General features: G+C 64.7%; 26 protein-coding genes. 4 read left to right on the forward strand and 22 right to left on the reverse strand.

Annotation, left to right across the window (positions count from 1 at the left end; translation table 11 throughout):
* Positions 1–50: 50 nt before the first annotated feature.
* The 21 genes from NDI54_RS12505 to NDI54_RS12605 all read right to left on the reverse strand — a co-directional run bounded on the left by NDI54_RS12505 (position 51) and on the right by NDI54_RS12605 (position 20,075).
* Positions 51–527: a hypothetical protein gene (locus tag NDI54_RS12505; RefSeq protein WP_310896772.1), complete on the reverse strand. Its 477-nt coding sequence runs from the start codon at positions 525–527 to the stop codon at positions 51–53.
* Positions 528–620: 93 nt separating this feature from the next.
* Positions 621–1,190, reverse strand: a complete 570-nt coding sequence (gene hpt, locus NDI54_RS12510) for a hypoxanthine/guanine phosphoribosyltransferase (RefSeq protein ID WP_137682615.1) — start codon at positions 1,188–1,190, stop codon at positions 621–623.
* A 44-nt stretch (positions 1,191–1,234) separates the two neighbouring features.
* Positions 1,235–3,139, reverse strand: a complete 1,905-nt coding sequence (locus tag NDI54_RS12515; protein ID WP_310896773.1) for a hypothetical protein — start codon at positions 3,137–3,139, stop codon at positions 1,235–1,237.
* A complete protein-coding gene (locus NDI54_RS12520; RefSeq protein WP_310896774.1) occupies positions 3,136–3,624 on the reverse strand; it encodes a hypothetical protein in 489 nt (162 codons plus the stop codon). Before NDI54_RS12520 ends, NDI54_RS12515 begins: the two co-directional genes overlap by 4 nt.
* A gap of 312 nt (positions 3,625–3,936) precedes the next feature.
* On the reverse strand, positions 3,937–4,380 hold the full coding sequence (locus NDI54_RS12525; RefSeq protein ID WP_310896775.1) for a type IV pilin N-terminal domain-containing protein: 444 nt from the start codon (positions 4,378–4,380) through the stop codon (positions 3,937–3,939).
* A 265-nt stretch (positions 4,381–4,645) separates the two neighbouring features.
* The gene (locus tag NDI54_RS12530; protein ID WP_310896776.1) at positions 4,646–5,227 is read right to left on the reverse strand and encodes a DUF7344 domain-containing protein; all 582 of its coding nucleotides are present in this window, start codon (positions 5,225–5,227) and stop codon (positions 4,646–4,648) included.
* A gap of 113 nt (positions 5,228–5,340) precedes the next feature.
* A complete protein-coding gene (locus NDI54_RS12535) occupies positions 5,341–5,811 on the reverse strand; it encodes a type IV pilin N-terminal domain-containing protein (protein ID WP_310896880.1) in 471 nt (156 codons plus the stop codon).
* 193 nt (positions 5,812–6,004) lie between these two features.
* The gene (locus tag NDI54_RS12540; RefSeq protein WP_310896777.1) at positions 6,005–7,786 is read right to left on the reverse strand and encodes a Na(+)/H(+) antiporter subunit D; all 1,782 of its coding nucleotides are present in this window, start codon (positions 7,784–7,786) and stop codon (positions 6,005–6,007) included.
* On the reverse strand, positions 7,786–9,474 hold the full coding sequence (locus NDI54_RS12545) for a cation:proton antiporter (protein WP_310896778.1): 1,689 nt from the start codon (positions 9,472–9,474) through the stop codon (positions 7,786–7,788). The genes NDI54_RS12540 and NDI54_RS12545 overlap by 1 nt, the downstream gene beginning before the upstream one ends.
* Positions 9,471–10,973 carry a monovalent cation/H+ antiporter subunit D family protein gene (locus NDI54_RS12550; RefSeq protein WP_310896779.1) on the reverse strand — a complete coding sequence of 501 codons (1,503 nt, stop codon included), beginning with the start codon at positions 10,971–10,973 and terminating at the stop codon, positions 9,471–9,473. The genes NDI54_RS12545 and NDI54_RS12550 overlap by 4 nt, the downstream gene beginning before the upstream one ends.
* A complete protein-coding gene (locus NDI54_RS12555) occupies positions 10,966–11,322 on the reverse strand; it encodes a cation:proton antiporter subunit C (RefSeq protein WP_310896780.1) in 357 nt (118 codons plus the stop codon). Before NDI54_RS12555 ends, NDI54_RS12550 begins: the two co-directional genes overlap by 8 nt.
* Positions 11,322–11,795, reverse strand: coding sequence for a Na(+)/H(+) antiporter subunit B (locus NDI54_RS12560; RefSeq protein WP_310896781.1), 474 nt, complete (start codon positions 11,793–11,795; stop codon positions 11,322–11,324). Before NDI54_RS12560 ends, NDI54_RS12555 begins: the two co-directional genes overlap by 1 nt.
* Complete coding sequence (locus NDI54_RS12565; protein ID WP_310896782.1) at positions 11,792–12,337, reverse strand: DUF4040 domain-containing protein; 546 nt, start codon at positions 12,335–12,337, stop codon at positions 11,792–11,794. Before NDI54_RS12565 ends, NDI54_RS12560 begins: the two co-directional genes overlap by 4 nt.
* Positions 12,334–12,654: a monovalent cation/H(+) antiporter subunit G gene (mnhG, locus tag NDI54_RS12570; protein ID WP_310896783.1), complete on the reverse strand. Its 321-nt coding sequence runs from the start codon at positions 12,652–12,654 to the stop codon at positions 12,334–12,336. The genes NDI54_RS12565 and mnhG overlap by 4 nt, the downstream gene beginning before the upstream one ends.
* Positions 12,651–12,926, reverse strand: coding sequence for a cation:proton antiporter (locus NDI54_RS12575; RefSeq protein WP_310896784.1), 276 nt, complete (start codon positions 12,924–12,926; stop codon positions 12,651–12,653). The genes mnhG and NDI54_RS12575 overlap by 4 nt, the downstream gene beginning before the upstream one ends.
* The gene (locus NDI54_RS12580; RefSeq protein WP_310896881.1) at positions 12,919–13,959 is read right to left on the reverse strand and encodes a monovalent cation/H+ antiporter subunit E; all 1,041 of its coding nucleotides are present in this window, start codon (positions 13,957–13,959) and stop codon (positions 12,919–12,921) included. Before NDI54_RS12580 ends, NDI54_RS12575 begins: the two co-directional genes overlap by 8 nt.
* A gap of 140 nt (positions 13,960–14,099) precedes the next feature.
* The gene (gene coaBC, locus NDI54_RS12585) at positions 14,100–15,278 is read right to left on the reverse strand and encodes a bifunctional phosphopantothenoylcysteine decarboxylase/phosphopantothenate--cysteine ligase CoaBC (protein ID WP_310896785.1); all 1,179 of its coding nucleotides are present in this window, start codon (positions 15,276–15,278) and stop codon (positions 14,100–14,102) included.
* Between the two features lie 51 nt (positions 15,279–15,329).
* Complete coding sequence (locus NDI54_RS12590) at positions 15,330–16,895, reverse strand: DUF7519 family protein (protein WP_310896786.1); 1,566 nt, start codon at positions 16,893–16,895, stop codon at positions 15,330–15,332.
* Entirely contained in the window at positions 16,892–18,217 is a 1,326-nt protein-coding gene (locus NDI54_RS12595) for a DUF58 domain-containing protein (RefSeq protein ID WP_310896787.1), read from the reverse strand. The genes NDI54_RS12590 and NDI54_RS12595 overlap by 4 nt, the downstream gene beginning before the upstream one ends.
* Positions 18,214–18,963: a DUF7269 family protein gene (locus tag NDI54_RS12600; RefSeq protein ID WP_310896788.1), complete on the reverse strand. Its 750-nt coding sequence runs from the start codon at positions 18,961–18,963 to the stop codon at positions 18,214–18,216. The genes NDI54_RS12595 and NDI54_RS12600 overlap by 4 nt, the downstream gene beginning before the upstream one ends.
* Positions 18,963–20,075: a DUF4129 domain-containing protein gene (locus NDI54_RS12605; RefSeq protein ID WP_310896789.1), complete on the reverse strand. Its 1,113-nt coding sequence runs from the start codon at positions 20,073–20,075 to the stop codon at positions 18,963–18,965. The genes NDI54_RS12600 and NDI54_RS12605 overlap by 1 nt, the downstream gene beginning before the upstream one ends.
* 101 nt (positions 20,076–20,176) lie before the next feature.
* Between NDI54_RS12605 and NDI54_RS12610 the strand changes: the two genes are divergently transcribed.
* Entirely contained in the window at positions 20,177–21,235 is a 1,059-nt protein-coding gene (locus tag NDI54_RS12610; RefSeq protein ID WP_310896790.1) for a M48 family metalloprotease, read from the forward strand.
* Here NDI54_RS12610 and NDI54_RS12615 read toward each other — a convergent pair.
* Entirely contained in the window at positions 21,227–21,967 is a 741-nt protein-coding gene (locus NDI54_RS12615) for an NAD(P)/FAD-dependent oxidoreductase (protein WP_310896791.1), read from the reverse strand. The genes NDI54_RS12610 and NDI54_RS12615 overlap by 9 nt on opposite strands.
* A gap of 155 nt (positions 21,968–22,122) precedes the next feature.
* On the opposite strand from NDI54_RS12615, the gene pan1 reads away from it, so the two are divergent.
* From pan1 to NDI54_RS12630, 3 genes are all read left to right on the forward strand, one after another.
* The gene (pan1, locus tag NDI54_RS12620) at positions 22,123–23,337 is read left to right on the forward strand and encodes a proteasome-activating nucleotidase Pan1 (RefSeq protein ID WP_310896792.1); all 1,215 of its coding nucleotides are present in this window, start codon (positions 22,123–22,125) and stop codon (positions 23,335–23,337) included.
* A gap of 125 nt (positions 23,338–23,462) precedes the next feature.
* On the forward strand, positions 23,463–24,044 hold the full coding sequence (locus tag NDI54_RS12625) for a DUF420 domain-containing protein (protein WP_310896793.1): 582 nt from the start codon (positions 23,463–23,465) through the stop codon (positions 24,042–24,044).
* A 65-nt stretch (positions 24,045–24,109) separates the two neighbouring features.
* Positions 24,110–25,333 (forward strand): HD domain-containing protein, encoded by a 1,224-nt coding sequence (locus NDI54_RS12630; RefSeq protein ID WP_310896794.1) that lies wholly within the window; start codon positions 24,110–24,112, stop codon positions 25,331–25,333.
* The last annotated feature ends 8 nt before the right edge of the window (positions 25,334–25,341 follow it).

Genomic DNA, 25,341 nt, shown 5'->3' on the forward strand with positions numbered 1-25,341 from the left:
TCTCGACGTGGTTCAAATCTATCACTCGCCTGACTCGTCTTTCAGTCCGCTCACTGTTGCTGCTCACCGCTCTGCAAGTATCCGTCTCTAGCCGCTGTGAGTGTCCGGTACAGCGTAGCGATCAGTGCAACGACGAGCAGGCCGCCCAGTAACTGTGCCGGCGTGTTCTGGGTCTCGACTGCCCACGGCAGCGACAACGCCAGAAACCGGACCGAGACAACGAGTCCGGCGAGAGTGGTGACAGTGACCAACAGATACCGGGCAGTGCGCTGGACTGGGCCACCGCGGTCTATCACATTGAGTCCATGACGCTGTACCATCGCACCTTCCAGCGCAAGCCAGAGCGACAGCAGGACGGCACCGGCAATCCCGGCGGTCGCTACCAGGCCTGGAACCGCGAGCCCAGCGATTTCGGCCATCGTTGCACCTGCGCCGACGAGCAACCCGAACGCCAACGGTCCGAGCAGAACAAGCGAACTGACCAGTGCGGCGACATCCTTCGTGAGGGACCGAATGGAGGGGGACACAACAGCCAGTATCGCTCCGAATTTTTGTAAGCCTACTGGTGGTTACTGTCCGTCCGCTCCCGTCTCCCGACACAAACCGTCTCAGTGGGCGTCCTAATCGTCGCCGTGTTCGTCGACGATGACGACTTCGCCGTCGACGACTTGCACGTTAATCAGCGTCTTGGCGTCGTACCCCGCTTCGTCGAGTTTGTTCGTCCCATCGGCTTTCTTGATGACACAGACGATGTCGCGGATGTCAGCGCCGATGTCTTCGAGCGCGCCAGTGAGGCCGGCCAGCGTCCCGCCGGTCGAGAGCACATCGTCGAGCACGAGCACGCGGTCGCCCTCGTACACATCGTTGACGTACATCTCGCTCTCGGAATAGCCGGTTACCTGGGAGAGTGACACCTCGCCGTCGAGGCCGTACTGGCGCTTGCGGACGACGACGAGGGGGATGTCGGTCATCAGCGAGACGGCCGTCGAGATGTGGATGCCCATCGCCGCCGGTGTGACGATTTTGTCGACGTTTTCAAGCTCCGCCTTGCGGATGATCTTGATGACGATCTCACGCAGGAGCTCCGGCCGGAGCATCGGGACGCCATCGCTGATGGGGTGAACGAAGTAGTGGTAGCCGTCCTTCTCGATGATCGGCGCGTCGAGCAGAGACTCCTTGAGTCGGTCCATGCTGGCGGTACTACAAGCCCGTACTAAAATTCACCGTCACCGACTCAGTAGAGCGCCACCAGTTCGGCGAGCACTCGCATCATCGGGAGGAGGTGGGTATCCCCGAGCGCGTAGTACTCGACGCTCGTCAGCAGCAGAAACACCATTGTCACGCCTGTTGCAGCACCGAGGAGAACTGCCCCAGTCTGCCCGGCCACCCCTTTGGACCGACCAATCACCGCCCAGCCGCCAAGCGGGACGGCTATCGCGAGCCCGAGAAGCGCGTGGAACTGGAACGCCTCGCCGATGCCGTTGACCGTCAGGGCGACGAAAATCAGGGCCAGTTGCCCGCCGATCAATACGGTCCCCGTAACTGTCCAGAGAAACACGCGCCAGTGATTCGTCAGGCTCCCGCGTACCGCCGGGAGCCGCATGACCAGATACACGCCCAGAGGATACAGTGGGAACACGTATCGGGCGGTCACTTGCGCGTGCAGTGGTAAACGACCCGCGTAGAGCAAGACGACACCGACGAACGCGGTCACTGCGAACGCGTCTACGACGCGGTCGGCGCTGAGGACGCGGTCAGCCATTGACGAGGGCCAGCGCAGCCGCCGGACGACTGGCAGCGCACCGACCATGGCGACGAGAACTGGTGCAGACTCCAGTAGTGAGAGATTGACAGATTCCTCACCGGCGATATCGAGCGCGCCGCTCGCGTTCCCGGACCGGACGAACGCGTGATACACGTCGTCTGGCCGTTGCTGGATCGTGTCAAGTCCCCTAACGAGTTCGCCGCTCAGCAGCAACAGCGGTCGCAGTCCGCGTTCGACGACGCTGAACAGGGGGAGTAGCGGTGCGAGTAAGCTGCTGGATCCGCTCCCGCTGGCACTGCTACCCCCGCCAGCACTACCTGCGACATCCCCGCCCACGGAACCGCCACGAGAAAGTACCCTCGGTGGTTTGATCGGGGAGCCTGAGATGGCGATGTTGGTGATGATGAACGGCAGCAGGGAGAGAGCGAAGACGACGCCGATACAGATCAGTGTTCGTGGACTGTTGTCCGGGGCTGTCGGGATGTCGACCAGCGCGAGGGCGACACAGAGCAGGAGCGCCTCCGGGGAATGTACCCAGGCATACAGCCCGACCATTGCGTAGGCGAGCGCGCGGAACGTCCGAGATTCCGCTCTGATGATCGGACCGTCCGTCGGCATGCGGCTCCGATAGAGGCAGTATACGATGCAGACGACGACTGTGCCGGTGACGACGTGGCGCTTCGGCACGGACGCCCAGAACGCCAGCGGCGTCCCGGCTGTGAGCACGACAGCGCTCAGGAACCCCAGCCGACGAGTCTGCATTCGACTGAGGAGTCGATAGAGAACGACCGGTGCGAACGCCGCAATGAGAAGATGCGTCAGTTGCAGCGCGTACAGATGCGTTCGACCGGTATCGAGTGGCTGTGCCAGCGCGACGTTCAGCCCGAACAGCCCCAGAACGGCGACGCTGCCGCCGATAGAGACCCATTCGCTGTCGGTGTAGTGACCGCACTGGACCACCAGCGCTAGCAGCGCGAGCGACCAGAGCGCGACCAGCGCAATCCGGAGTTCGACGACGGCGGTGAGCAGGTCGAGCGCGAACACGACCGGAAGCGAGAGGACGATGACACCGTAATTTCGCGCGAACCGCTGGCCGCCGTAGCGATTCGCTCCGGGTGTATCCAATCCGGGGCTATAGACCGCGTCGGTCAACGCTACATGTCCGTTCGAGAGGCTGTATAGCCCGTTCGCCAGCGTGTAGGAATCCGTGATCAGGAACGCCGTCCGCCACACCAGCCCGAACAGAACGACTGTTGCGAGAAACACAATCAATCCGAGTCGATCCCCGAACAGCACTGAATACGCCGTTCGGCGAATGTTCGACACCCCGGTGGTGCGCTGACGCAGACCGCCGACGAACTCCGTCGCTGTCATTCGACCACCGCAATCGTGACGTTGCGCGTCGCCACCACACTGTGGCCCGCGCCGTCGCGCTTGCTGACGGTCACCGTGCCGTTGTACTGCTCTCGTTGGATCTCCGCGTCGGTGAACGTGTCCGACGCCAGCGTCAGTTCGTAGGCGTTACCGGCTGATTCGTCCAGGAAATGATTCGTCGTCCGCGAGTAACCGAGTTCCTCGATTGTGAGTTCGTAGACAAGTGTCGGCTGTCCGGCAAGATTCGAGAACTTCACATGGACCGCCGGTGCGTTGAGATAGTAGCTTGCCGCGCCGTAAGACCCCGCTTGGAGTGTAACTCGCTCAGGTATTTCAACCGCAGAAACCGTGGCGTTGCCCGATTCGAGTGCAACCGGCTCTGGCTCGGCTGCCAGTGTGACACCGGGCACCAGCGGGCCGGAAAGCAGTGTGACGCCGAGCATGAGGACTGTCACACTAATGACAACAGCCCGCGTTTGCTCCATTGTTACCGGTCACTGGATACCTGGCAATAAAAGCATCGTGGCGGCTTCTCATTCGTGATTCTGGGTTGTCAAATGTGCTAGATGAGGAATCTTCGTAGCTGACTGGTCAATCCATACTGGGTTGGACTGAAAGGGGCGAGGCGCTGGGCGTTCGAGACGACGCAAGCACTGGAACGAACGGAGTGAGTGAAGCGCGCAGCGAGTCACAGTAGCCCAGCGCCTCGGGGCTTTCTGGTTGTATGAATCTGCTACTCTCGAATACCAGCACACTGCTGCCGCTCACCGGCTAAAAACAAAGAGGTGCTGGCCGGATTATGCGTCCGGGCCAGTATCCTGAGAGAGCGTGGCAGAGTTATCGCCTTCTTGAGTCTCGTAGATTACGCGTAGATCGTATTCTGATCCGGCATTGATATCTATTGAATTACCGGCAGTCACTTCGGAAGAATCTGTTATTGATGAACTCCAGTTCCCCCATGTATCTCCCGAGGTTGCATAGTTGAAATCTCCACGGACGTAAAGTTCCTGAGCCTCAATTGAATCTCCGCCATCGTGAGTTATTGTAACTGTTTCCGTACTGCCGCCTTCATAATCCCATGAGAAGCTAGCCTGTGGCGTTGCCTGCTGCGCCTGGTCACCGAGACCAAGCACGAAGGAGGCGATAACGGCCGCGAGGATGACCGTAATTGCGACCATCAGGATGACCCCGATGACCGGCGACACAGCGTCGTCGTCGTGGATGAGTTGTTTGATATCCATGGTTTGTTCGGCGCACACCGCGAGCGTGATCCGAGTAGTGCCATCCTAAACATCGAAGGATACACTTACCGGCTCGCGGAGGTGTGCTGACTCAACCACATGGGAGGTACCTACTTATACTCATACCACGTTTTAGCCGTTCAATGCTGCCTTGAAATCCTTCAAGGCTGGCTGTACTGCTGGAATTCGATACATGGGTACTCGGATAATTCAGTATCAAACGAGACAAACAAAACGAGGAGGGAAGTGAAAAGAACGGCGTCGTTCAGTCTCCGGATTCGGCTTCTTGGGCCACATACTCAGTAAGTGTCATCTCACGACCCACGTAGGTGTGATAGCCCGCGGAAATACTGAGGACGACAGCGATCAGCGTCGCCCAGACCAGCGGCGGAATGACCGTGAACGGATAGACGCCGACCCAGAGGATCGTGACGATTGCCAGACTGACCGCACCGAGTGAGAGATAGTACTCGCGCCAGGGGAACTCGCTTCCGGGGACGATTTCGAGATACACTGTGAGTTCTTCCGTTTGTGCGGTTCTGGAGATCATTCCATTCTCGGAATCGTAGTCGATGATACCCGTGTCGTCCATCCGCGGGAGGTGCGACTGCTGTAACGTGGTGTAGACGCGCTTTCGCTGCGCGCTTGTGACTTCGGTGTTCGGGCAGTCGTACTCCTGCGCCGCCACGTGGGACGCGAGGTCACCGAGCTGCACCGGTCCATCGTGTTCCCGGAGATACTGAAGCGTGTACCGACGCCGCTCGTTCTGCAGAACGTCGAATATCTCTCCTTTCGAAAGGTCGTCCTCCGAATCGGTGGAGTCCGACCGTTCTATCTGCTTACTCATGTAATGTCCTCCAATTCCCACCACCCATAGTGAGGAATACAGCCAAATTCAGAGTGTTCATCAGTTATAAACTCGCTGCTTTTACTGCCGGAAAAAACGATGCTGATACGAGTTTATGCGTTCGGACCGGTTGCAGTGGCGAGAGTCGCTGAACTGTCGCCGGTTGAGGATTCGTAGACGACGCTGAAGTCGTAATCGCCACTGGTGCCCACATGCACAGCAACCCGGTCACCTGCGACGACTTTGCTGTTACTGCTGGCGTTGGCAGCCGGCCACTGCTCATTGTTTTGGTCAACTTCATTGCTAGCAGCAGCGCCGGAACCAGCGAACCCGCTCCCTCTGAAGTAAAGGTTACTTGCCGTGATTGAGTCGCCGCCGTCGTGGGTGACAGCCACTTCGCCTGCGCCAGAATCATAATCCGTACTAAAGCTAGCTTGCGGTGCCGTGTTACTGACTTGGTCGCCCAGACCGAGGACGAACGTTGCGATAACGGCCGCGAGGATGACCGTGATTGCGACCATCAGGATGACCCCGATGACCGGCGAAACCGCGTCGTCGTCGTTGAAGAATCGTTTGAGTTCCATTGTTGTGTCCGCACGCATCAACAGGTTCCCCTGTTATGCCGTGCTTATCGAATCGTGGCTATGGAGATATATAAGTCTGCACCTGTATTATCAGAGACTGTAATCACCTCGTCTGCTAACAACTATTCTGAGGTGTATGGGGCCAAATCTGTACGATTAGGGACGCAATTATCACAGAATGTGTTTTCAACCATCACGAAAGGGCCAGCAGCGCTACCGTAACGAACACCGCGAGGATGAGAATACTGAGCCCGATGCCGGCCCGCATCGGATGGACGAGGCTGTCATCGTCTCGGAACCGTGCGATCACGTCGTTCGGGGCTGTCACCGTTTGCGTGACGACGGCCGTAGCCCTGACCACCGCACGGTCCACAGCGGCGTACAGTTCGGTCACGCCGACGACGAGCCCGCGGGAGCCATAGAAGATAGCGGGATTATACAGCGAATCGATGTCCGGGACGCGGCCGAGCTTCGACAGGGGCTTTTTCGTCACCGCGAAGCCGACCAGTCCGATGACGGCGAGGGCGACTCCCTCGATGAGATGTGGGATGGTGTACGTCTCGTAGACGTGGTCGACGGCAGCCTCGCTCGTCACATCGAACGGAAGGATAGTGAACAGTGCCGTGTCGTACACACCGTAAATGACACAGAGCGCGGCCACGGACACCATGGCGATGCTTTGACCGCGGTTCGCGTCCGGAACACTACCGTCGTACGAGCCGTGGAAGAACGCGTAGTAGCCGAACTTGATGAACGACATGAACGTCCCGATGCCGCCAAGGAGCAGCATCCACTCAAGCGTATAGAACTCACCGAGTGGCAGCGGTCCCTTCCCGAAGGTGTAGTGGCTCCCGGAGATGATGATTCCCTTGCTGACGAACCCGTTGAAGCCGGGGAAACCGGCGATTGAGAGGGCGGCAACGGAGAACGCGCCCGCGGTAATCGGCATCTCGCGGGCCAGGCCGCCGAGTTTCTTCAGACTCTCCTCACCGGTCCGGTAGATGACAGCGCCGGCGGTCATGAACAGCAGCCCCTTGTAGAGGATGTGGTTGAACACGTGGGCGAACGCGCCGGCCTGAGCGAGTGAGGACCCGATGCCGACGCCGGCGACCATGTACCCGACCTGGGACTGGATGTGATAGGAGAGGAGCCGCCGCATGTCGTTCTGGAACAGCGCGAACAACGCCCCGAAGATGGCCATCCCGCCACCCATGTACGCGATTGCGTCGTGTCCACCCGGGAACGCCCGGTACATCCCGTAGACGCCGGTCTTTGTCGTGAACACGCAGAGGAAGACGCTGGCGGCGATGTGCGGGCGCGGATAGGTGTCGGGCAGCCAGGCGTGCAGGCCGATGAAGCCGACGTTGACGCCGATGCCGATGGCGGCCAGGGCGGCGGGAAGACCGGCAGTAATGCCGCCCGCTTCGGGACCGCCCGGCACCGACGCGAACAGGAACGTGCCCACCTCGACGTAGTGGCCGAGGATGGCGGCCATCAACAGCGTGCCGCCCAGGCCGTGCAGCAGCGCGTACCGGAAGCCGGCCCGAACCGCCTTGCCGCCGTAGTGCCACACCAGCAGGGTACTGGTGACGGCCATCAGCTCCCAGAAGAAGATGAGCGTCAGCCAGTCGCCGGCGAACACCGCCCCGAAGCTAGTCGCGACGTACGAGAGGGCAAAGCCGGTCTGTGTCGTGTCGGCCTCGCTGGCGTAGGAGTAGAGGACGGCGACGGCGGCGATGAGCCCGAAGATGATGCCCATCAGCCGCGAGAACGGGTCGACGTTCAGGAGGACGGCCTCGAATCCGAGGAATCTGACACCAAGATGCGCACCCTCGGGCACCATGACCGCCCACGGTACTGCAAGCGCCGGGACGAGCGCGCCGATGGCGTGCCCGGCCCGCCGTGGGAGCCGGGAAACAACGATTGCCAGCGCCAGCAGGACGACGACCGGCGGGACCATCGTCAGCGTCGACATCAGGCGACCACCCCCGGAAGATTACTGACGATAGTGTCGACGATGCGCAGGAAGACAGCCGTGTACGGCACTGTCCCCAGCAGCAGCGACAGCGTGGCCGCGGTCAGTATCGGGCCGAGCATGAACCACGTGCTCTCGCCGCCGCGCCAGCCGCGGTCGTCCCAGCCGCCCTCTGGCGGGCCGCCGTGGTGTTCGTGATCCTCGTGGCGCTTCCCGAGATGGTCGACGTGTGCTGGGTCTGGAACGTCGCCTTCGCCGGCGTGGTCGTCAGCGGTGTCTGAATCGTGTCCCTCCCCGCCGTCGGCTCGCAGTTCGCTCCGGCCACCGAGTGGCCCCTCTAGGAGGGGCTTTTCGTCGTGGCTCTCCGGCGACTCGAAGTACGCCTGGTAGACGATGGGCCAGAAGTACGCGATGTTGAGAACACCGGAGACCAGCAAGGCTGCGGCGAAAATGAGTCCCCCATCGAGACTCAGCGCGCCGATGACGAGATACCACTTGCTGACAAACCCAGCTACAAGCGGGATTCCGGCCATTCCGGCCGCGGCGACGGCGAAAGCGGCCATCGTCAGCGGCATCCGTTTCCCGATGCCGGCCATATCGCTGATGTCGTCGGTATGCGTTTCGACGTGTATCGCGCCGGCACAGAAAAACAGCGTGAGCTTCATGAATGCATGCGCTGGGATGTGGAGCAGGCCGCCAGTGAGGGCCTGTCCATGGAGCAGTCCCAGTCCGAGCACGATGTAGGAGAGTTGGCTGATCGTCGAGTACGCCAGCCGCCGCTTGAGATTATCTTGTCGGAGTGCGATGATGCTCGCCGTCAGGAGGGTAAAGGCCGCAATCGCGGCCAGTGGGAGTCCGACGCCGAGTTCCGCCATCGTTTCGGTGCCGTACACGTCGAGAACGACCCGAGCGATGCCGAACACGCCGCTTTTGACGACTGCGACGGCGTGGAGCAGCCCCGACACCGGCGTCGGAGCGACCATCGCGTCCGGGAGCCAGGAGTGTACCGGCATCAGTGCGGCCTTGACGCCGAAACCGACCGCCAGCAAGGTGAAGGCCGCCCGCGCCAGCGTCGGATCGGCCGTCGCCAGGCCTTCGAGGCCGCCGGGCGTGAACGCGGTCGTTCCGGCCAGAACAAACACGAGGACGGTCCCGCCCAGCACGGCCACGCCGCCCCCGAAGGTGTACGCGAGGTACTTCCGGCCGGCGGCGCGTGCCTCGTCCGTCTCGTCGTGGGTGACGAGCGGATACGTCGACACGGTCAACAACTCGTAGGCGACAAACAGCGTCAGCAGGTTCGACGCGAACGCGACGCCGACCGCCGACGCGAGGCTGGCGGCGAAGGAGGCGAAGTATCGGGTCTGGGCGTGTTCGTCCAGGCCGCGCATGTAGCCGATGCTGTAGAAGCTCGTGACGATCCACAGCAGGCTCGCGAGCAGGCCAAAGAGGAGTCCCAGCGGGTCGACGCTGAACGCCAGTTCGATTCCAGTGGCGAACTGTCCGATTGCGAACTCGTACTCTGTCCCGTTCAGGACGCCGGGAACCATGCTCGCGATGATGCCGAACTTTGTGAACGCGACGGCCAGGGTCACCCCCTCTCGCAGATTCGGCCGGCCTTTGAGCGAGAGAATGACGGGGATAGCCGCCGCCGAGACGAGGATCGCCAGGATGGGTCGTAACTCAGTCATTGGTTTAGAAGGGGTGGAAGCGTTTCCTCAAGCACTGTTTGCAACTCCGGTACGGCTGCGGTCAGCGCGACCGCGAGGACGGCTGCAAGGACGACGACGGCGACCATCCCGAACGAGACCGCCTTTCCGCTCCCGTCCGTGACGGGGGCGTCCTCAGGGACGCCCTCTTCCGCGTGGATGGTCGCTTCGGCGAAGTAGAGCCGCTCGACGAGGCGAGCGAAGTACGCGAGCGTCAGGAGCGTACTGGCGAGCAGAACGGCCACGACGGGCCATATCTCGGCGTTGACTGCGCCGAGGACGATATACCACTTGCCGACGAAGCCGACTGCCGGCGGGACGCCGACCATGGCAAGCGAGAGGACGGCAAACGAAAACGCCGACAGCGGGACGCGGCTCCCCATGCCGGCATAGCCGCTCACGGTCGTCGCGCCCGTCTTGCGCTCGATAATTCCCGTCGCGGCGAACAGCCCGCCTTTCATGACCGCGTGGCCCAGCAGGTGGACGGTCGCGCCGACGACGGCAATCGGCGTCGCGATGGCGAACCCCGCGATGACGAGGCCGAACTGCGACACCGAGGAGTACGCGAGCATCCGCTGGACACTGTTCTGTGAGACGGCGAGCGCGCTCCCCGCGATGATACTCACGCAGGCCAGTCCGACCAGCGCCCAGCGAGCGACGGGCACGGCCGTCAGGAACTCCACGGTGAACACGGAAAACAGCAGACGGGCGAGCGCGTACGCCGAGACCGTCGAGACGAGCGCCGAAATGAACGCGCTCACGGTGTCCGGCGCGTTCGCGTAGGCGTCTGGCTGCCAGGTGTGCAGCGGGAACAGGGCGACTTTCACCGTCAACCCGCCGATCATCAGCCCGAACGCGGTCAGGACGAGCGTCGAGTCGTAAGCCGCCATCTCCCCGAGCTTGGTCGCCAGGTCGGCCATGTTGAGCGTCCCCGTCGCCGCGAGCAGGTAGCCGATACCGAGGAGATACAGCGAGGCTCCGACGGTCCCGATAATGAGGTACTTCAGCGCCGCGACGGCTGCGCTTGCGTCACGGCCGCTCGCCACCAGACCGTAGGCCGCCAGGCCCGTGATTTCGAGGAACACGTAGAGGTTGAACACGTCGCCGGTGACGGTCATCCCCGTCAGGCCGGCGACCAACAGCAGGTAGAGGCCATAGAAGGAGTTCGAGTGTGGGCCGGCCTGCCGAGCGTAGACGAGCACGCCCAGCGACACGACGGCCACGAGCAAGGCGACGGCCCCGGAGAGCCCGTCGACGACGAGTTCGATGCCGTACGGCGCGGCGAAGCCGCCGACCGCGTAGGAAACAGTGCCACTCGTACTGACGGCCCACGCGAGCAACCCGGCCAGTCCGACCTGGCCGATGAGCGTCAGCGTCGCGATGGGCCAGCCGGCCCGGTCGCTGACGAGGCTAGCGACGAGCGGTATCGAACCGCCGACGATGGGTAGTACGACCAGCAAAACGGGGAGTTGTTCAATCATAGTAGAGCTGTTTGAGTTTGTCTTCGTCCAGCGTGCCGTACTCGGTGTAGATGCGGATGATAAGCGCAAGCGCCACGGCCGTAAGGCTCACCCCGACGACGATAGCGGTCAGGATGAGGACGTGTGGCAGCGGGCTGACGTAGGGGCCGCCCCCCTCCTTGATGATCGGCGGGTTCCCGCCGGCCCGGAACGCGAGCGTGATGAAAAACAGGAAGATACCCGTCTGGAAGATGTTCATCCCGATGACCTTCTTCACGAGGTTCCGGGACTCAATGAGCATATAGAGGCCGATACCAAGCAGGAGCATCACCGCGAAGTAGTTGTAGTGTGAGTTCAGCAGTTCGAGCATTAGCTTTCACCCTCCGGATCGTCGACGGCGTGGCCGAAGCCGGCAGCAAGCAGGAAAAAGAGGCCGATAGCGACGCTGGCGACGATACCACCGATACCCAGTTCGACGAGTTCGATACCGTAGGCGGTCGCATGCGAAATGAACTGTTCGTACAGGTGGTATTCGAGGAAGTTCCCGCCCAGGAGTATCGTTCCCAGGCCGATGGCCGCGAATACGAGGACACCGCCGGAGGCCAGTGCGGAGATAACGCGGACATCAACCCACTGCCGCGCCGCGTCAATACCGTAGGCGAAGGCGAGCATCATCAGGACCGACCCGGCGATGACACCACCCTGGAAGCCGCCGCCGGGGGAGTTTGCCCCGTGGAACATGACGAACAGGGCGAACGTGAGGACGAACGGCGCGACGACACGCACCGTCGTCATGATGATCGTGCTCTCGACGTACAGCCCGGTTCGCTCCTCGTTGCTCATGCGAACACCTCCTGTCTGAGGACGGTCAGTGCCGCCACGCCGGCCGAGAAGACCACGACAGCCTCGCCCAGCGTGTCGAACCCGCGGTAGGCCGCGAGCACGGCCGTCACCCCGTTTTGGACCTCAGTGTCTTCGTACGCGTTCTCGATGTAGTACTGCGTCACCTCGCCGCTGACGACGGGGTTTGCCGCCCCGTCCGCCCCGACGGCGGGCAGCGACGGGACCGTCGCGATCATGACGACGACGAACGCGCCGACCAGCACGACGGTCCGAAGGCTAATCGACTCGAACAGGCCGTTCTCCTGTGGCCGAACAGTGTTTGCAAGGGCCAAGATGAACAGGATGGTCATGATACCGGCCCCGACAGCGGCCTCGGTCAGGCCCACGTCGGGGGCCTCCAGCATCACCCAGATGATGGAGATACCGAGGCTGTAGGCGGCAAACGCCATCAGCGACGCCAGCACGTCACGGAGCATTGCCGCGCCGATCGCACAGCCCAGCACGAACACCAGCAGCGCCGCCTCGATGAGTGTCAGACTCACTGCTTTCCCTCCTTGTCGCCGGCGGTCCACGGCTCGATACCCTGGTCCTGTGCCGCCCGTGCGATTGCGTGGGCGGCCGTCGGGTTCGTCAGGAACATGAACACCAGCAGGAAGACGGCCTTGATCGTCGAGAGGTCGGTCTGAATCGCGAGTGCGGCGGCCCCGATAGTGAGGACGGCCCCCAGCGTGTCGCTTTTCGATGCCGCGTGAGCGCGCGTGTACACGTCCGGCAATCGGACGATGCCGATTGAGGCGACGCCGCCGAAGAACGCGCCCACCAGCGCAAGCGCGACGATACCCCACTCCGTCGGCGTCATAGCACACCCCCATGTTCGACGTTGAACTTCGAGAACGCTATCGAGAGCAGGAAGTTCAGCAGGGCGTACACGAGCGCGATATCCAGGAACAGCGGCTTATCGAGAGCGCCGGAAACGAGCGCGATAGCGATGACGGTGTTGGTCCCCATCACGTTGACCGCGATGACTCTGTCGTGGTCCGTCGGCCCCGCGAACACGCGGTAGAGGGCCACAATTGCGAACAGAACGAACGTGGCGGCAATTGCCAACAGTGCCGCTTCGAACTCAATCATCGTCGGCCACCTCCGGCTCTCCAACGTCGCTCTCGGTGTCGCTGTTGTCCCCCTGTCCGCGCTCGCGCGGCGAGGCGATCGCTGCGGCCTCCCGGCCGTAAAAGACGAACCGGACGGCCCGTTCGAGGCTTCCACCGAACAGGTCCTCTCGCGCGCTCCCGGTGAGCGAGTGGATGTCGAACGCCTGGTCCGAGACGCTGACAGTGAGCGTCCCGGGTGTCAGCGTGATGCTGTTTGCCAGCGTCGTCACCGCGGCGTCCCCCCAGACGGCGGCCTCCAGCTCGACCATCTCAGGATCGATTGGCAGCGACGGGTGCAAGACGACGTAGGCGATTTCGAGGTTCGCAACGGCGATCTCTTTGAGGAGGTACGGGACGTAGATTGCCATCCGGGCGAGCTGTTTCGGGATCCGCGTCAGCGACGGCTGGCGGCTGAACGCGATGGGCGCGAGCAACGCGGTGACGATAGTCGCGGTTATCGCGCCAGTGAAGAAATCCAGGGGCTTGTACGAACTCAACAGGAGATAAAACAGGTATGACGCCCCGAACACGGTGAGATACTTCGGGAGCGTCGCGGCGCGAGCGAGCGCGGTCGACCGCGCTGGCCGCTCGACGGGGGCGGTCTCGACCTCGATATCGCCCCGGGAGAGTTCGACTTCGAGCGGCCGAAGCATCGGCGTCGTACCGCCCGGGTTGAACTCCGGATCGAGGACGACCCGATCGATGTTCTGTTCCTCGGCGTAGGCCAGTATCGCGTCGGCGTAGTCGCCGGGGCTGAACAGGTAGCGGTTGGCCCCGATGACCCCCGTTTCTACGTCGAGGTTTGACGGGGGGTCGGCCCCCAGATCTTCGTCGAGCCAGACCTCGATGCGGTCGAGTAGGTCCTTCGCCTGGCCGAGTTCAGACTGGGCGTCCGGGTCGACGGCGCGCGTGCTTGCGACGGCGACGAGGTGCAGCGACACCTGTTGCGGTCCGTCTCTGGCCGCCGATTCAGCCTGTTCGACGGCGTAGGCGACGGTGTTCCGGACCGTCACCGAATCAGCTACTGGCACGAGCAGGCGACGGGGTGGTGGTGCAGTCACAGTCTCTGTTTAAAAACTCCGAATAAGCGGTTTGTCGGGCTATACTGTCGTTATCGGACCGGAACCACGGAACACGCAAAACTATTTCGTAATCAGTTACGCGCTCGCTCGCCGTTGGACAGATGGGCACCGAGTTCGTCCGCGACGCGAGCGCCGAGCCCCCGCTTGTCCCCGACGTACTCCGCGGCCCCATCGCCGTCCACGAGCAGGGCGCGCGTCTCGCTGGCCCCCATCACGCTCGCGTCGTTGGCGACCACGAAGGCCAGCCCTGACCGCTCGCGGATCTCGCGAGCGCGCTCGACCAGTGTCTCGTCGTCGCCCTCACTTTCGACCTTGAAGCCGACGATGGGGAGGTCGGGATGGACAGACCGGACGGTGTCGATGAGTTTCGGCGTCGGTTTGAGCGTCAGTGTCAGTTCCTCCTGCCCGCTTTTGATCTTCTCGGGAGCCTGTTCGACGGTGTAATCCGAAATGGCCGCCGCCGAGACCAGCGCGTCGGCCGAGTCTGCGACCCGGCGAACGGCGTCGGTCATCTCCGCGGCGGATTCGACCCGCTCGACGGTCGCGTAGGGCACGTCCGGCCCATCGTGGACGAGTGTCACGTCGGCCCCGCGGACGTAGCAGGCCCGCGCGACCGCACGCCCGGTCCGTCCCGAGGACCGGTTCGAGAGCGTCCGCACGGGGTCGACTGACTCCGTCGTCGCGCCCGCGGTCACGACGACGTGTTTGCCCGCCAGCGGCCGGTCGCCCGCGGCCCGGGCGGTCGCCGTGACGATGGCCGCCTCGGTGGCGATCTTGGCCTTTCCCTCCTCGATTCGCGGGTCCACGAACTCGACGCCCCAGGACTCGACGCGGTCGATGGCGTCCAGCACGCCGGGGTGGTCGTACATCGGTTCGTGCATCGCCGGCGCGACGACGACCGGCACGTCCGCGCCGAGGGCGGTCGTCGCACACGTCGTCACGGGCGTGTCGTCGATGGCAGCGGCGACCTTCCCGACGGTGTTTGCCGTCGCCGGCGCGAGCAGGAGCACGTCCCCCCAGCCCGAGCGCCCGCAGAGGTCGACGTGCTCGACGCTGCCCGTGATTTCCGTGACGGTGTCATTGTCCGTTGCGAACTCAAGCGCCCACGGGTGGATGATGCCCGTCGCGCTGTCGGTCATCACCGCCCGGACGGACGCGCCCTGCCGTCGGAGTTCGTGTGCGAGTTCCACCGTCTTGACGGCCGCGATAGAGCCCGACACCCCCAGGACGACGTTGACTCCGGTCAGCATACCCGCCGGTTCTCGGTGCGGGGGTAAAAGCCCCCGTCTCTCCAGCACGGGCTAGTCGCCATCGCTGGCGGCTGGGTCGCTCTGCCGCTCGCCCCCGTCGCTGCTCGTTCGTGGCCCCTCGTCGTGGGCGTTCAACGCGAGGGTGAAGGCGGCTATCGCCAGCAGAACCAACCCCAGTGCCACCACCGAACTGAGCGAGAGGCCGGCCGACGTAGCCGGAACCGCGACCGGGATGAGCACGTATCTGACGACCATCACGAGCAGGATCGCGCCGGCGAGGACGGCCGCGGTCCCGGTGACGTGGACGAACTCGCTGTCGGTCGTCTCGGCGTCCCGGCCCAGCTGGTGGCCGATACTGCTGGCGTGGACGCCGGCGTCCCAGACCAGCAGCGCCGCCGCACTTCCGACGAGGACGAACAGCGGTGCGAGCCCGCGCTCGGCCGCGACCAGTGTCGTGAGGAACAGCAGCGCGCTCCCGGTTGCGAACCCGGTCACCCGCCGAGACAGTAGTTCTGCCCGAGCAATTCCGGTCAGTATCCTGCTGAGTGCCCGGAGGACGATGACGGAAATCAGGACGCCCAGGAGGAGCACGGTTGCCGTGCCGTAGTGGCCAGCCTCGCCGAACGTGGGGGCCACGCGTCGTGTCACGCCGGCGGCTGTGAGGGCCAGCGCGCTCAGTAGCAGTACCACTGGGACTGCGATACCGCCGGCCTGTCGCGCGAGTGACCGCCCGGGACTGTCCCCGAGCCACTGCAGCAGCCACTGCCGGAGCTGTTCGGCGACGAGGATACCCAGCAAGGCCAGCAGTCCGACCGCGAGCGGGAGGTGGAGCGGGCCACTGAGGGCCACTCGCAGGATCGGCCCGAGCATCGGGAGGGTGCCGAGAAAGCGGTCGAACAGCCCCTGGGCCGTCGGGACAACGGCCACGAGCAACTGCAGGCCCACGGCGACTTTGACCGGGAGGTCGATGTCCCACCAGCTCGTTCCCACGAGGTCGAGGCCGTCGAGTGCCCGGTCGGTCGTCGCCGTCGGTGCCGGAATCCACGACTCCAGCACCGCAGTGACCCGATCCAGCAGTAACAGGGCGAGGAGGACCCCGGCCTGTAGCGTCACGAAGCCCACGAGCGGATGCATCGAGAACCCAGTGACGACACGGACGAGCACCCACGGCAGCCTGATGGCGGCGGCGATGGAACAGGCGGTCGCGACCCCGATGCCGACGAGCAACACCACGAAATTTTCTTCCAGGGCCGTCGAGAGTTCGTCCGTCCCGTCGGCCGGGGGCACCAGCCCGCTGCTGGCGTCGGTGACGACGAGCGTCGCGGCCAGCGAGAACCCGAGTGCCACGGCCAGCGACCAGTAGTCGCCAGCCAGTAACGCGGTCCCACAGAACACGGCTGCGCCGACGACGATGGCGACGCTGCCGCCGGCGATGCGAGTGTGTTCGTCGCTGCGGAGCGCCCAGGCCCCGGCCGCGACACAGAGCCCGCCGACGAGGCCGGTCAGAACCACTATCGGGTCCCCGACAGCGATGCCGAGGCCGAGCGCGACGAGGACGGCGACCGTCCCAGCCAGCGCCGCGCTGGACGCCGCCGGGCGACTGTCGAGTCCCGTCATGCCCACCGCTCTGTTGCGTGGATGAGTGATTTAGCGAGCGGCTCCGCGGGCGTCCAGTCGACGACTCGAACCGTTCCCCGGAGGTCGTCGAGGCGGGCCGTTCGGTCGATTCGCTCGACGGTACTGCCCGGGCTGTCCCCGGTCGTCATGTCCGGGCTGAGGACCGTGACTGCATGCCCGTATGCGGCGAGCCGTTTCGCCGCCTCGGCTGCTCTGTCGTCGAGCAGTGGCGTACAGAACACGATCTGTGATTCACTCGGTATCGAGCGGTCCAGCGTCGCTACCGCGTCGCCGCCGTCGGCGATTCCGTAGCGGTCCCCCATCCTGGTCGACGACTGCATCCGGGGGGTGCGGGTGTCCGTGTCGAACAGCCACGAATCGCGGGTCCCCGACGATCCGGTAGCCGACCCGCTCACAATTTCGCCCAGGAACCCCTCCAGCCGCTGTTCCTGTGCCCGGTTGGCCGACGGCTGGAGCGTCTCGCAACTATCGTAGACGGCGGCCCCCACTCGGTTGTCCATATCCAGCAGCGCCGAGCCGACCTGCTGGGCCGCGTAGGCACAGAACTGGACGGCGGTGGGCGCGTTCGCCTCGCTCGCCACGGCGTGTCGCGAATCAACGAGCGTGACGACGGTGGCCGCCCGCGTCTCCTTGAACTCGACCGTCGCCAGTTCGTTCGTCTTCGCGAGGCGGTTCCAGTCGACGCGGCTCATCGGGTCCGCGGACTGGTGCTCGCGGATGGCGTAGAAGGCGAGTCCGTTCCCGCCGGCGTCCGTCGGGACGCGCCCGGACTGGGAGAGTGTCTGGCCGGAGAGCGAGACGCTGTCCACGCTCGCACTGCATGACACCGTCGTCTCGACACCGACCTGCTCGGCGAACTCGACGGTCCCGGTCAGGTTCCGACAGACCACTGCCACGTCGGTGAAGGCGTGGTCGCCGCGCCGGGCTTCGACGGTGTAGGTGACCGACTCCGACGCCCCGGCTTCGAGGTGGGTGCCAAACCGCGGGGACCCCTCGACTACTTCCAGCCGCTCCGGAACGCCGTCAAGGACGCGAACGTCCGGCAGTGTCGCGTCCCCGTCGTTCGTGAGCGTCACCGTCACCGTTACGTCCGACCCGGGGAGCGGGTCGGTCGGTTCGACGTGCCGTTCGACCGTGAGCGTCGGCTCGGGGTCGCCGATGGCTGCCTGATAGGCCGCGTATACCAGCGCCACTGCCGCGACCATGAAAACCGCCGGATTCCCGGTGACGATGCCGGCCCCGCCGGCGACCAGCGCGGCCGAGACGCCGACGTTGCGCTGGGTCGTCTCGCGCGTAGTCACGCGCGCTCACCCCGCTGGAGCCGTCGTATCTCGGCCGTCGCCGCTTCGACTTTCCGGTCGAACCCCTCGCCGCTGGCCCAGTCCCGAAGCTGCATCTCGATGGGCGGGTCGGGAGCCTCCGGGCCGCCGAGGAACGCGGCCGCCCGGCGGTCGTCCGTCCACGACCCGGTGCGGACTGCCCGGGCAGCGGTCTCCAAGGACATGTCTGCCGTCTCGACCAGCACCTGTCGCGCGGTCTCGCGGAGCCTGTCCCTGACTTCGGACGCGTAGCTCGCTTCGAGACCGTTGTAGGGGTCGACGCGGCCGTCGATATCCGAGAGCAGATCGTCGATTTCGTTGCCGACACGGTCGACGGCGTCCGCCTGCGCCGTCTCCGGTTCCAGTAGCTCGTCGAGCAACTCCTCGGGCTCGTCGTCGGTGTCATCCTCGTGATATGGGTCACGCGGCTGGCCCCCCTTCACCGGCGGAAGACTCGATTCCCGCGTCCGAACGACGGAGTACAGGCCGAAGAGGCCGATGACGGCGGCGCTGATGCTTGCGACGAACCGGATGCTCTGGACCGTTCCATTGCTGACATCCGGCAGGACTGAGGGGAACGTGATGACGAACACCGCGCCGGCAAGCGCACCGAGCCCAAGCAAGCTATACCGGACGAATTTGCGCTCCGGTGTCGGGCGCTCGACGCTGATATCGATGGTTGCCCGGGCGGTTTCGCCTTGCCCCTGGTGCGACTCCCCGTCGCTCATCAGTCGTCACCGCCCCCGAGGAGCTGTCTGAGAGCGTCACGTGCCGATTCGGTTCGCTCCGCAGTCGGCGATTGCCCGCCGTATGTGACCTCCCGAAAGCGGACGGTCAGCCGGCGTACGGGCTCGGCCGGGAGCCCGCTGTCGATGGCTTGGCGGGCGTACTCGCCCGGCGTCGCCGTCTCCGGGTCCGGGACGGACACACGCTCGGCAAGCAGCGCCCAGGCGTCCTGAACCGACAGCGAATCGATGTCCGGCCCGTCGTCCGTTTCCGTCGAAGCGGTGGGTGTCGTCCGCTCGGGCGTCGAGTCCGACGAGCTAAACAGCGACGGGCTGTCGATACCGCTTCGAACCGAGGTGAGAAAGCCGCCGCTCCCGCCGAGGCCGCCGAGGGCTTTGAACGGGGCGACGGACAGCGACCCGAGGGCGCTCGGCAGGCCGGCGACACCCCGTAGCAACATCGTTCCGACTGACCCGATGCCCGTCGCCAACCCGGACAGGACGCCGCTAGAGACGGTACTGATACCGGCCCCCACCCGCGAGAGGGCCGCCGATCCAGAGAGCAACGCGGCGGTCGTCACCTGTGGAATCCGACCGAAAGTCCGCCCAATTGCCCCGTCCGAAACCGCTCCGGCGACCCGCCCGACCAGCCTGTCGACGACCGGGAGGAGGGTCCCGGCGGCTGTCGTCCCGTCGCGGTCCTCTTTCGATGCGGCCCGGAGGACACCGATTGCGACGACGCCGAACCCGCCGATCAGCGCCAGTCCGAGTACTTTCACCAGTATGGGGGCAGCGCTATCGGAGCCGTCCCCGGCTGCCGCAGTCTCCGTTTCCGTCGGCGTCGGTGTGGCTGTCGCAGCCGATGCCGTCTCGTCGCTTGTCGCCTCCGGGGTCGGTGTCGCGTCCACCCCGTCGCTCGTCGCTACCGGCGTCGGCCCACCATCGACTTCCTCGGGCGCTGTTCCGTCGGGCGTGGCCGGCCCGCTTTGTTGGCTGTCGAGTGGCCCGTCCGAGCCGAACTCGACGCCGAGCGCGCCCGGAAACAGCGCCGTGCCGAACAGGACCGCGACTGCACAGAGGAGGGCGAGGGCGGCACGCACCAGCTTCGTTGACACTACCGGACGGTTTCTGGCGGTAGAGTAAATATTTTCCCTCACTCCCGATCCGCCGGAGCAGAAAACCTTTCATTCGCTGTGGGTATAGCAGAACCAACCCCATGCGGACACTGACCCGCCGTATCCTGCGGACCCTCCTGCTCCTCCTCGCCATCGACGTTGCGGTGGTCGCCACCGCGGCGGTGCTGCTGACGCCCTGGCTTGCCCCCGTGCGGGACGCCGTCGCGGCCCGCCTCCCGTTCGGCGGCGCGTCGGCGCGGATCGCCTGGTGGGTGGCGATTCTGATCCCGGCGCTCGTGGCCTTTGTCTGGGCACAGCTTCGCTACACCAGAGCCCAGACGATGGCCGAGGTTGACGCTCGTGTCGTCGGCCCCGAGGAGTACCCCGATCTCCACGAGCGGGTGCAACGGCTCGCACAATTGGCAGACCTCACACCACCACAGATCGCCGTCGCGGACGCTGACGTGCCGAACAGTTTCGCTCTCGGGACGCTCGGTGGCGCGACGGTCGTCGTCAGCGAGGGGCTCCTGTCGACGCTTGCGGGCGAGGAACTCGATGCGGTGCTGGCCCACGAACTGATGCATATCGCCAACCGCGACGCGACCGTCATGACGCTTGCCAGCTTCCTCCCGTCGCTGACCAACGGCGAGTACGACCCGCTCGCGGACCTGCTCCCCGGCGGGAGCCGCTACGCGCTCGGACTGGTCGCGCTCGGTCTCGCGTACGTGTGCAGCGCCCGGGTACTCGACGCCCCGTTCGGGAGCCTCTCGTTCACGCTTGGGTTCCTGTTTCTGTTCGCGGTGACGGTGCTGTTCGGTGGCGTCGCGCTGGGCGTGTTCACCGCGCCCGTAGTCGTCCTCGGGCGGTCGCTCTCGCGCGCTCGGGAGTTCGCCGCCGACCGGAGCGCGGCACAGTTGACCGGGGACCCCACCGCGCTCGTCGCGGCGTTAGAGACGCTCGACGGCGACGACGACCGTCCGGCGGCCGACAAGCGCGCCGCATACGCGGGCGTCCGCGGACTGTGTTTTCTCCCGCACGGGTTCGACACGGCGGCCTCGACCGACTCGCTGTCCATCGAAACGCGGTCCCACCCGGCGACGGCCGAGCGGATCGAGCGGCTGCAGTCCGTCGAACGCTCCCTCGAAACGGCGTCAGTCTGAATCCTGATCGACGCTCGGGTGCATCGTCGGCTCGCCCGGCATCGGCTCCTCGAAGTACCGCTGCATGACCTCCAGCGACTCCTGCTCGCGCTTTTTGCGCTCTTCCTCGTCGATCTCCTCACACCCTGGCGGAACCGGACGGTCGCGGCCGGTGAAATACCCCTCCGGAGCGGTCCAGTCGTGATAGAAGTCGATGTCGGAGTCTTCCAGCAGTGTGAGTCCGACCTGTGCGCCGTGGCCCGCGGCGACGATGGTCTGGTGGTGCTGCTCGGCCAGCCGACCGGCGGCGTACAGCCCCTCGACCTCGGTCCGGCCCTGGTCGTCGGTCGAGATGAACTGCTTCGAACCCCGGTCGACGAGCGAGATGTCAAGGCCTTCCAGATACGACGGGTCCGACCAGGAGGCGGCGATGAGATGCGTTCCGTCGTAGGACTCGCCGTCGGTACAGGTGACTTCGAAGCCCCCGTCAATTTGCTCGACCTGCTCGGCTTCGCCGTCGATGAACCAGACGCCGGCCCGCCGCGCCTGTGCCCGCATGAGTTCGAGCAGGAGCCGGGGGTTGATTCCGGCCGGGAACCCGGGGTAGTTCTCCAGGTGTGCGTTGCGGTTCAGTATCGACTCGCCGGTCGAGATAATCCGGGTCGACAGGTCAGCACGAGCGGTGTAGATCGCCGCCGACAGCCCGGCGACGCCCCCGCCCACGATGATGACTTCCTCGCGTTCCGTTGGCATGGTCGGCTGTTGCCAGCGGGGGCCAAGAAACGTGCCGGTTTCGGACCCACAGACGGGGAGCAGCCAGTAGCGGCCCCCACGGGGCTCACGGCGGGCGATACAGATTCTGGCACTACCCGAAGCCTCATAACGATACACCTACTAAAGGCGTCGTAATGACCGACACCGTCGACGAGGTCGACATGCCGTACGACGATGACGCGTCTCAGCAACAGAAGATCGAGGCGCTGCAGGAGCGGCTGGAGGTGCTCGAATCCCAGAACGAGGAGATGCGCGACAAGCTGCTGGACGCGAACGCGGAGAACAACAAGTACCAGCAGAAGCTCGAACGGCTGACACACGAGAACAAGAAGCTCAAGCAGTCACCACTGTTCGTCGCCACCGTTCAGGAACTGTCCAGTGACGGCGTGATTATCAAACAGCACGGCAACAACCAGGAGGCCCTGACGGAGGTCACCGACGAGATGCGCGAGGACCTCGAACCCGATGACCGCGTCGCCGTCAACAACTCCCTCTCTATCGTCAAGCAACTGGATGACGAGACCGACGTTCGCGCCCGCGTGATGCAGGTTGACCAGTCGCCGGATGTCACCTTCGCCGACATCGGTGGCATCGAAGAGCAGATGGAAGAGGTCCGCGAGACCGTCGAGATGCCGCTCAAGAGCCCCGAGATGTTCGAAGACGTGGGCATCGACCCGCCGAGTGGCGTCCTGCTGCACGGCCCGCCCGGCACCGGGAAGACGATGCTGGCGAAAGCGGTCGCCAACGAGACCGACGCGACGTTCATCAAGATGGCCGGCTCCGAACTTGTCCACAAGTTCATCGGGGAGGGCGCGAAGCTCGTCCGTGATCTGTTCGAACTCGCTCGGCAGGAGGAGCCCGCCGTCGTCTTCATCGACGAGATCGACGCCATCGCGGCCAAGCGAACGGAGTCGAAGACCTCCGGCGACGCCGAGGTCCAGCGGACGATGATGCAACTGCTCTCCGAGATGGACGGGTTCGACGACCGCGGCGACATCCGTATCATCGCGGCGACGAACCGCTTCGACATGCTCGACCGCGCCATCCTCCGCCCCGGCCGCTTCGACCGTCTCATCGAAGTGCCAAATCCCGATGTCGAGGGCCGCGAGCAGATCTTCAAGATCCACACCCGCAGCATGAACGTCGCCGACGACGTGGACTTCGAGGCCCTGGCCGAGGAGATAACGGACGCCTCCGGTGCTGACGTGAAAGCCATCTGTACCGAAGCCGGGATGTTCGCCATCCGCGACGACCGCACCGAGGTCACGATGGTCGACTTCCACAACGCCTGGGAGAAGATCCAGCAGGAAGACACCGAAGAGGAAGAGGTCTCCCGGACCTTCGCCTGATTCCGACGCCGCTTTTCTGCAATTCTCTGCTTTTGCGCTGCCAGTAGCCACTGCCCTTATCGCAATCCGCCTGTCGTTCTCACCCGTTTCAGAACACAGTTACCGCTCCGGGCCGGAGTCCGAGTATGGCCGTCGCAGACACACTCCAGTCGCGTGCCCGCGCTCGCCCGCGGCTCGTCACCGCTGTCGTCTCGGTCGTTGGCTACGCCCTCGTGTTCGGCGCGTTCGGCGGCGTGTTACCGCTGCCGGAGTTCTCGCGGGACACCGTCATCCTGCTGGGTGACGCAATCGCCGTCGTCAACAGCATCGCACTGCTGGCAATCGTCGCCGGCGTCTACTTCATCAAAAACGACCAGGTACAGAAACACCGCACGGCGATGCTGTCCGCCTTCGCCCTCATCATGGCGTTTCTGGTCCTGTACATCCTCAAGGTCGGCGGCGGCTTCGAGAAGGAGATCGTCGCCGAGGGCTTCGTCTGGACGGCGTACATCGTGATGCTTGCGGTCCACATCCTGCTGTCCGCGGTGTCCGTACCCGTCGTCGTCCACGCCGTCGTCCTCGGACTGACCCACTCCCCGGCCGAACTCCGGGAGACAATCCACGCCCGCGTGGGCCGCATCGCGGTCTCCGCCTGGGGACTGAGCCTCTTTCTCGGGCTCGTCACCTACGTCATGCTGAACCACATCTACGGCTGGGTGCCCCGATAGGCGACCGCTCTCTCAGCGCGTCCGGTGGCGAACGATTTTGCCGGCCGCCGCCGTAGGCCACGGCAATGACCACAATCAAGGACAGCGTCCACGACCACATCGAGGTCCAGGGCGTCGCGGCGGCGTTGCTCGATACGCCGCCGGTCCAGCGGCTCAGACACATCTCACAGCTCGGGACGGTGACGCTCGTCTACCCCTCGGCGAACCACACCAGATTCGAGCACTCGCTGGGAGTGTACCACCTCGCGGACCGGGCGCTGTCCCATCTCGGCATCGAGGGCCAGCAGGCCGAACGGGTCCGCGCGGCGGCGCTTCTCCACGATGTCGGGCACTCGCCGTACAGCCACAACGTCGAGGCACTCATCCACCGCCGGACGGGGAAGTACCACGACGACGTGGACGAACTCCTCGGAGACGGCCCGGTCGCACGGGTCCTCTCGGACCACGGCCTCAACCCCGACCGCGTGGCCGGCCTCGTCGCGGGCGAGGGCGAACTGGGCCAGCTCGTCTCCGGCGAACTGGACGTGGACCGGATGGATTACCTGGTTCGTGACGCCCACCACACGGGCGTACCCTACGGAACCATCGACCACGAGCGGCTGATACGGGAACTGAGTTTCGTCGACGGCGAACTCGTCCTGGACGAGGGGAACGTCCAGACCGCCGAGTCGCTGTTGCTGGCGCGGGCGCTGATGAACCCCACCGTCTACCAGCACCACGTCGCCCGCATCGCCAAGTCGATGCTGCGCCGGGGGACGGAGGAACTGCTCGCGGCGACGGATACGACGGCCGAGACGCTTCGCCGGTGGGACGACAGCGACCTGCTCGTAGCGCTCCGGCAGTGCGATGCGACGACGGCGTACGCCCGACGGCTGAGCCAGCGGGACCTCTACAAGCGCGCCGTCTGGGCCGAGCGACAGGCCGTGCCCGACGAGATTCTGGCGGCCGACCACGACGCAGTCGGGACCATGGAGCGGGCCATCGCCGACGAGGCGAACGTCGACAGCGACGCCGTCATCCTCGACATTCCACCCGAACCGTCGATGACCGAATCGAGCAGCCGCGTCCTCGTCAACGGCGAGGTCCGCCGGCTCGGCGAGCAGTCGACGCTCGTCAACGCCATCCGCGCCGCCCAGCGTGACCAGTGGCGGCTCGGCGTCTACGCCCCGGAATCCGAGAGCGAGCGGGTCGGTGCGGCGGCCATCCGCGAACTGGGGCTCGACCTCGACGGGGCCAGAGTCCGGGACGTACGGTCGGGCATCCATGCGACCCTCGATGAATTTAACTGAGAGAACGG

It is taken from the genome of Haloarcula terrestris, assembly GCF_031624315.1.
GTDB classification, from domain to species: Archaea; Halobacteriota; Halobacteria; order Halobacteriales; family Haloarculaceae; genus Haloarcula; species Haloarcula terrestris.

Coding starts and splice junctions, on each gene's coding strand:
- hpt (WP_137682615.1), bottom strand. CDS start 1,190: ATGGACCGACTCAAGGAGTCTCTGCTCGACGCGCCGATCATCGAGAAG.
- NDI54_RS12515 (WP_310896773.1), bottom strand. CDS start 3,139: ATGACAGCGACGGAGTTCGTCGGCGGTCTGCGTCAGCGCACCACCGGG.
- NDI54_RS12520 (WP_310896774.1), bottom strand. CDS start 3,624: ATGGAGCAAACGCGGGCTGTTGTCATTAGTGTGACAGTCCTCATGCTC.
- NDI54_RS12525 (WP_310896775.1), bottom strand. CDS start 4,380: ATGGATATCAAACAACTCATCCACGACGACGACGCTGTGTCGCCGGTC.
- NDI54_RS12530 (WP_310896776.1), bottom strand. CDS start 5,227: ATGAGTAAGCAGATAGAACGGTCGGACTCCACCGATTCGGAGGACGAC.
- NDI54_RS12535 (WP_310896880.1), bottom strand. CDS start 5,811: ATGGAACTCAAACGATTCTTCAACGACGACGACGCGGTTTCGCCGGTC.
- NDI54_RS12540 (WP_310896777.1), bottom strand. CDS start 7,786: ATGTCGACGCTGACGATGGTCCCGCCGGTCGTCGTCCTGCTGGCGCTG.
- NDI54_RS12545 (WP_310896778.1), bottom strand. CDS start 9,474: ATGACTGAGTTACGACCCATCCTGGCGATCCTCGTCTCGGCGGCGGCT.
- NDI54_RS12550 (WP_310896779.1), bottom strand. CDS start 10,973: ATGATTGAACAACTCCCCGTTTTGCTGGTCGTACTACCCATCGTCGGC.
- NDI54_RS12555 (WP_310896780.1), bottom strand. CDS start 11,322: ATGCTCGAACTGCTGAACTCACACTACAACTACTTCGCGGTGATGCTC.
- NDI54_RS12560 (WP_310896781.1), bottom strand. CDS start 11,795: ATGAGCAACGAGGAGCGAACCGGGCTGTACGTCGAGAGCACGATCATC.
- mnhG (WP_310896783.1), bottom strand. CDS start 12,654: ATGACGCCGACGGAGTGGGGTATCGTCGCGCTTGCGCTGGTGGGCGCG.
- NDI54_RS12575 (WP_310896784.1), bottom strand. CDS start 12,926: ATGATTGAGTTCGAAGCGGCACTGTTGGCAATTGCCGCCACGTTCGTT.
- coaBC (WP_310896785.1), bottom strand. CDS start 15,278: ATGCTGACCGGAGTCAACGTCGTCCTGGGGGTGTCGGGCTCTATCGCG.
- NDI54_RS12590 (WP_310896786.1), bottom strand. CDS start 16,895: ATGACGGGACTCGACAGTCGCCCGGCGGCGTCCAGCGCGGCGCTGGCT.
- NDI54_RS12600 (WP_310896788.1), bottom strand. CDS start 18,963: ATGAGCGACGGGGAGTCGCACCAGGGGCAAGGCGAAACCGCCCGGGCA.
- NDI54_RS12610 (WP_310896790.1), top strand. CDS start 20,177: ATGCGGACACTGACCCGCCGTATCCTGCGGACCCTCCTGCTCCTCCTC.
- NDI54_RS12615 (WP_310896791.1), bottom strand. CDS start 21,967: ATGCCAACGGAACGCGAGGAAGTCATCATCGTGGGCGGGGGCGTCGCC.
- pan1 (WP_310896792.1), top strand. CDS start 22,123: ATGACCGACACCGTCGACGAGGTCGACATGCCGTACGACGATGACGCG.
- NDI54_RS12625 (WP_310896793.1), top strand. CDS start 23,463: ATGGCCGTCGCAGACACACTCCAGTCGCGTGCCCGCGCTCGCCCGCGG.
- NDI54_RS12630 (WP_310896794.1), top strand. CDS start 24,110: ATGACCACAATCAAGGACAGCGTCCACGACCACATCGAGGTCCAGGGC.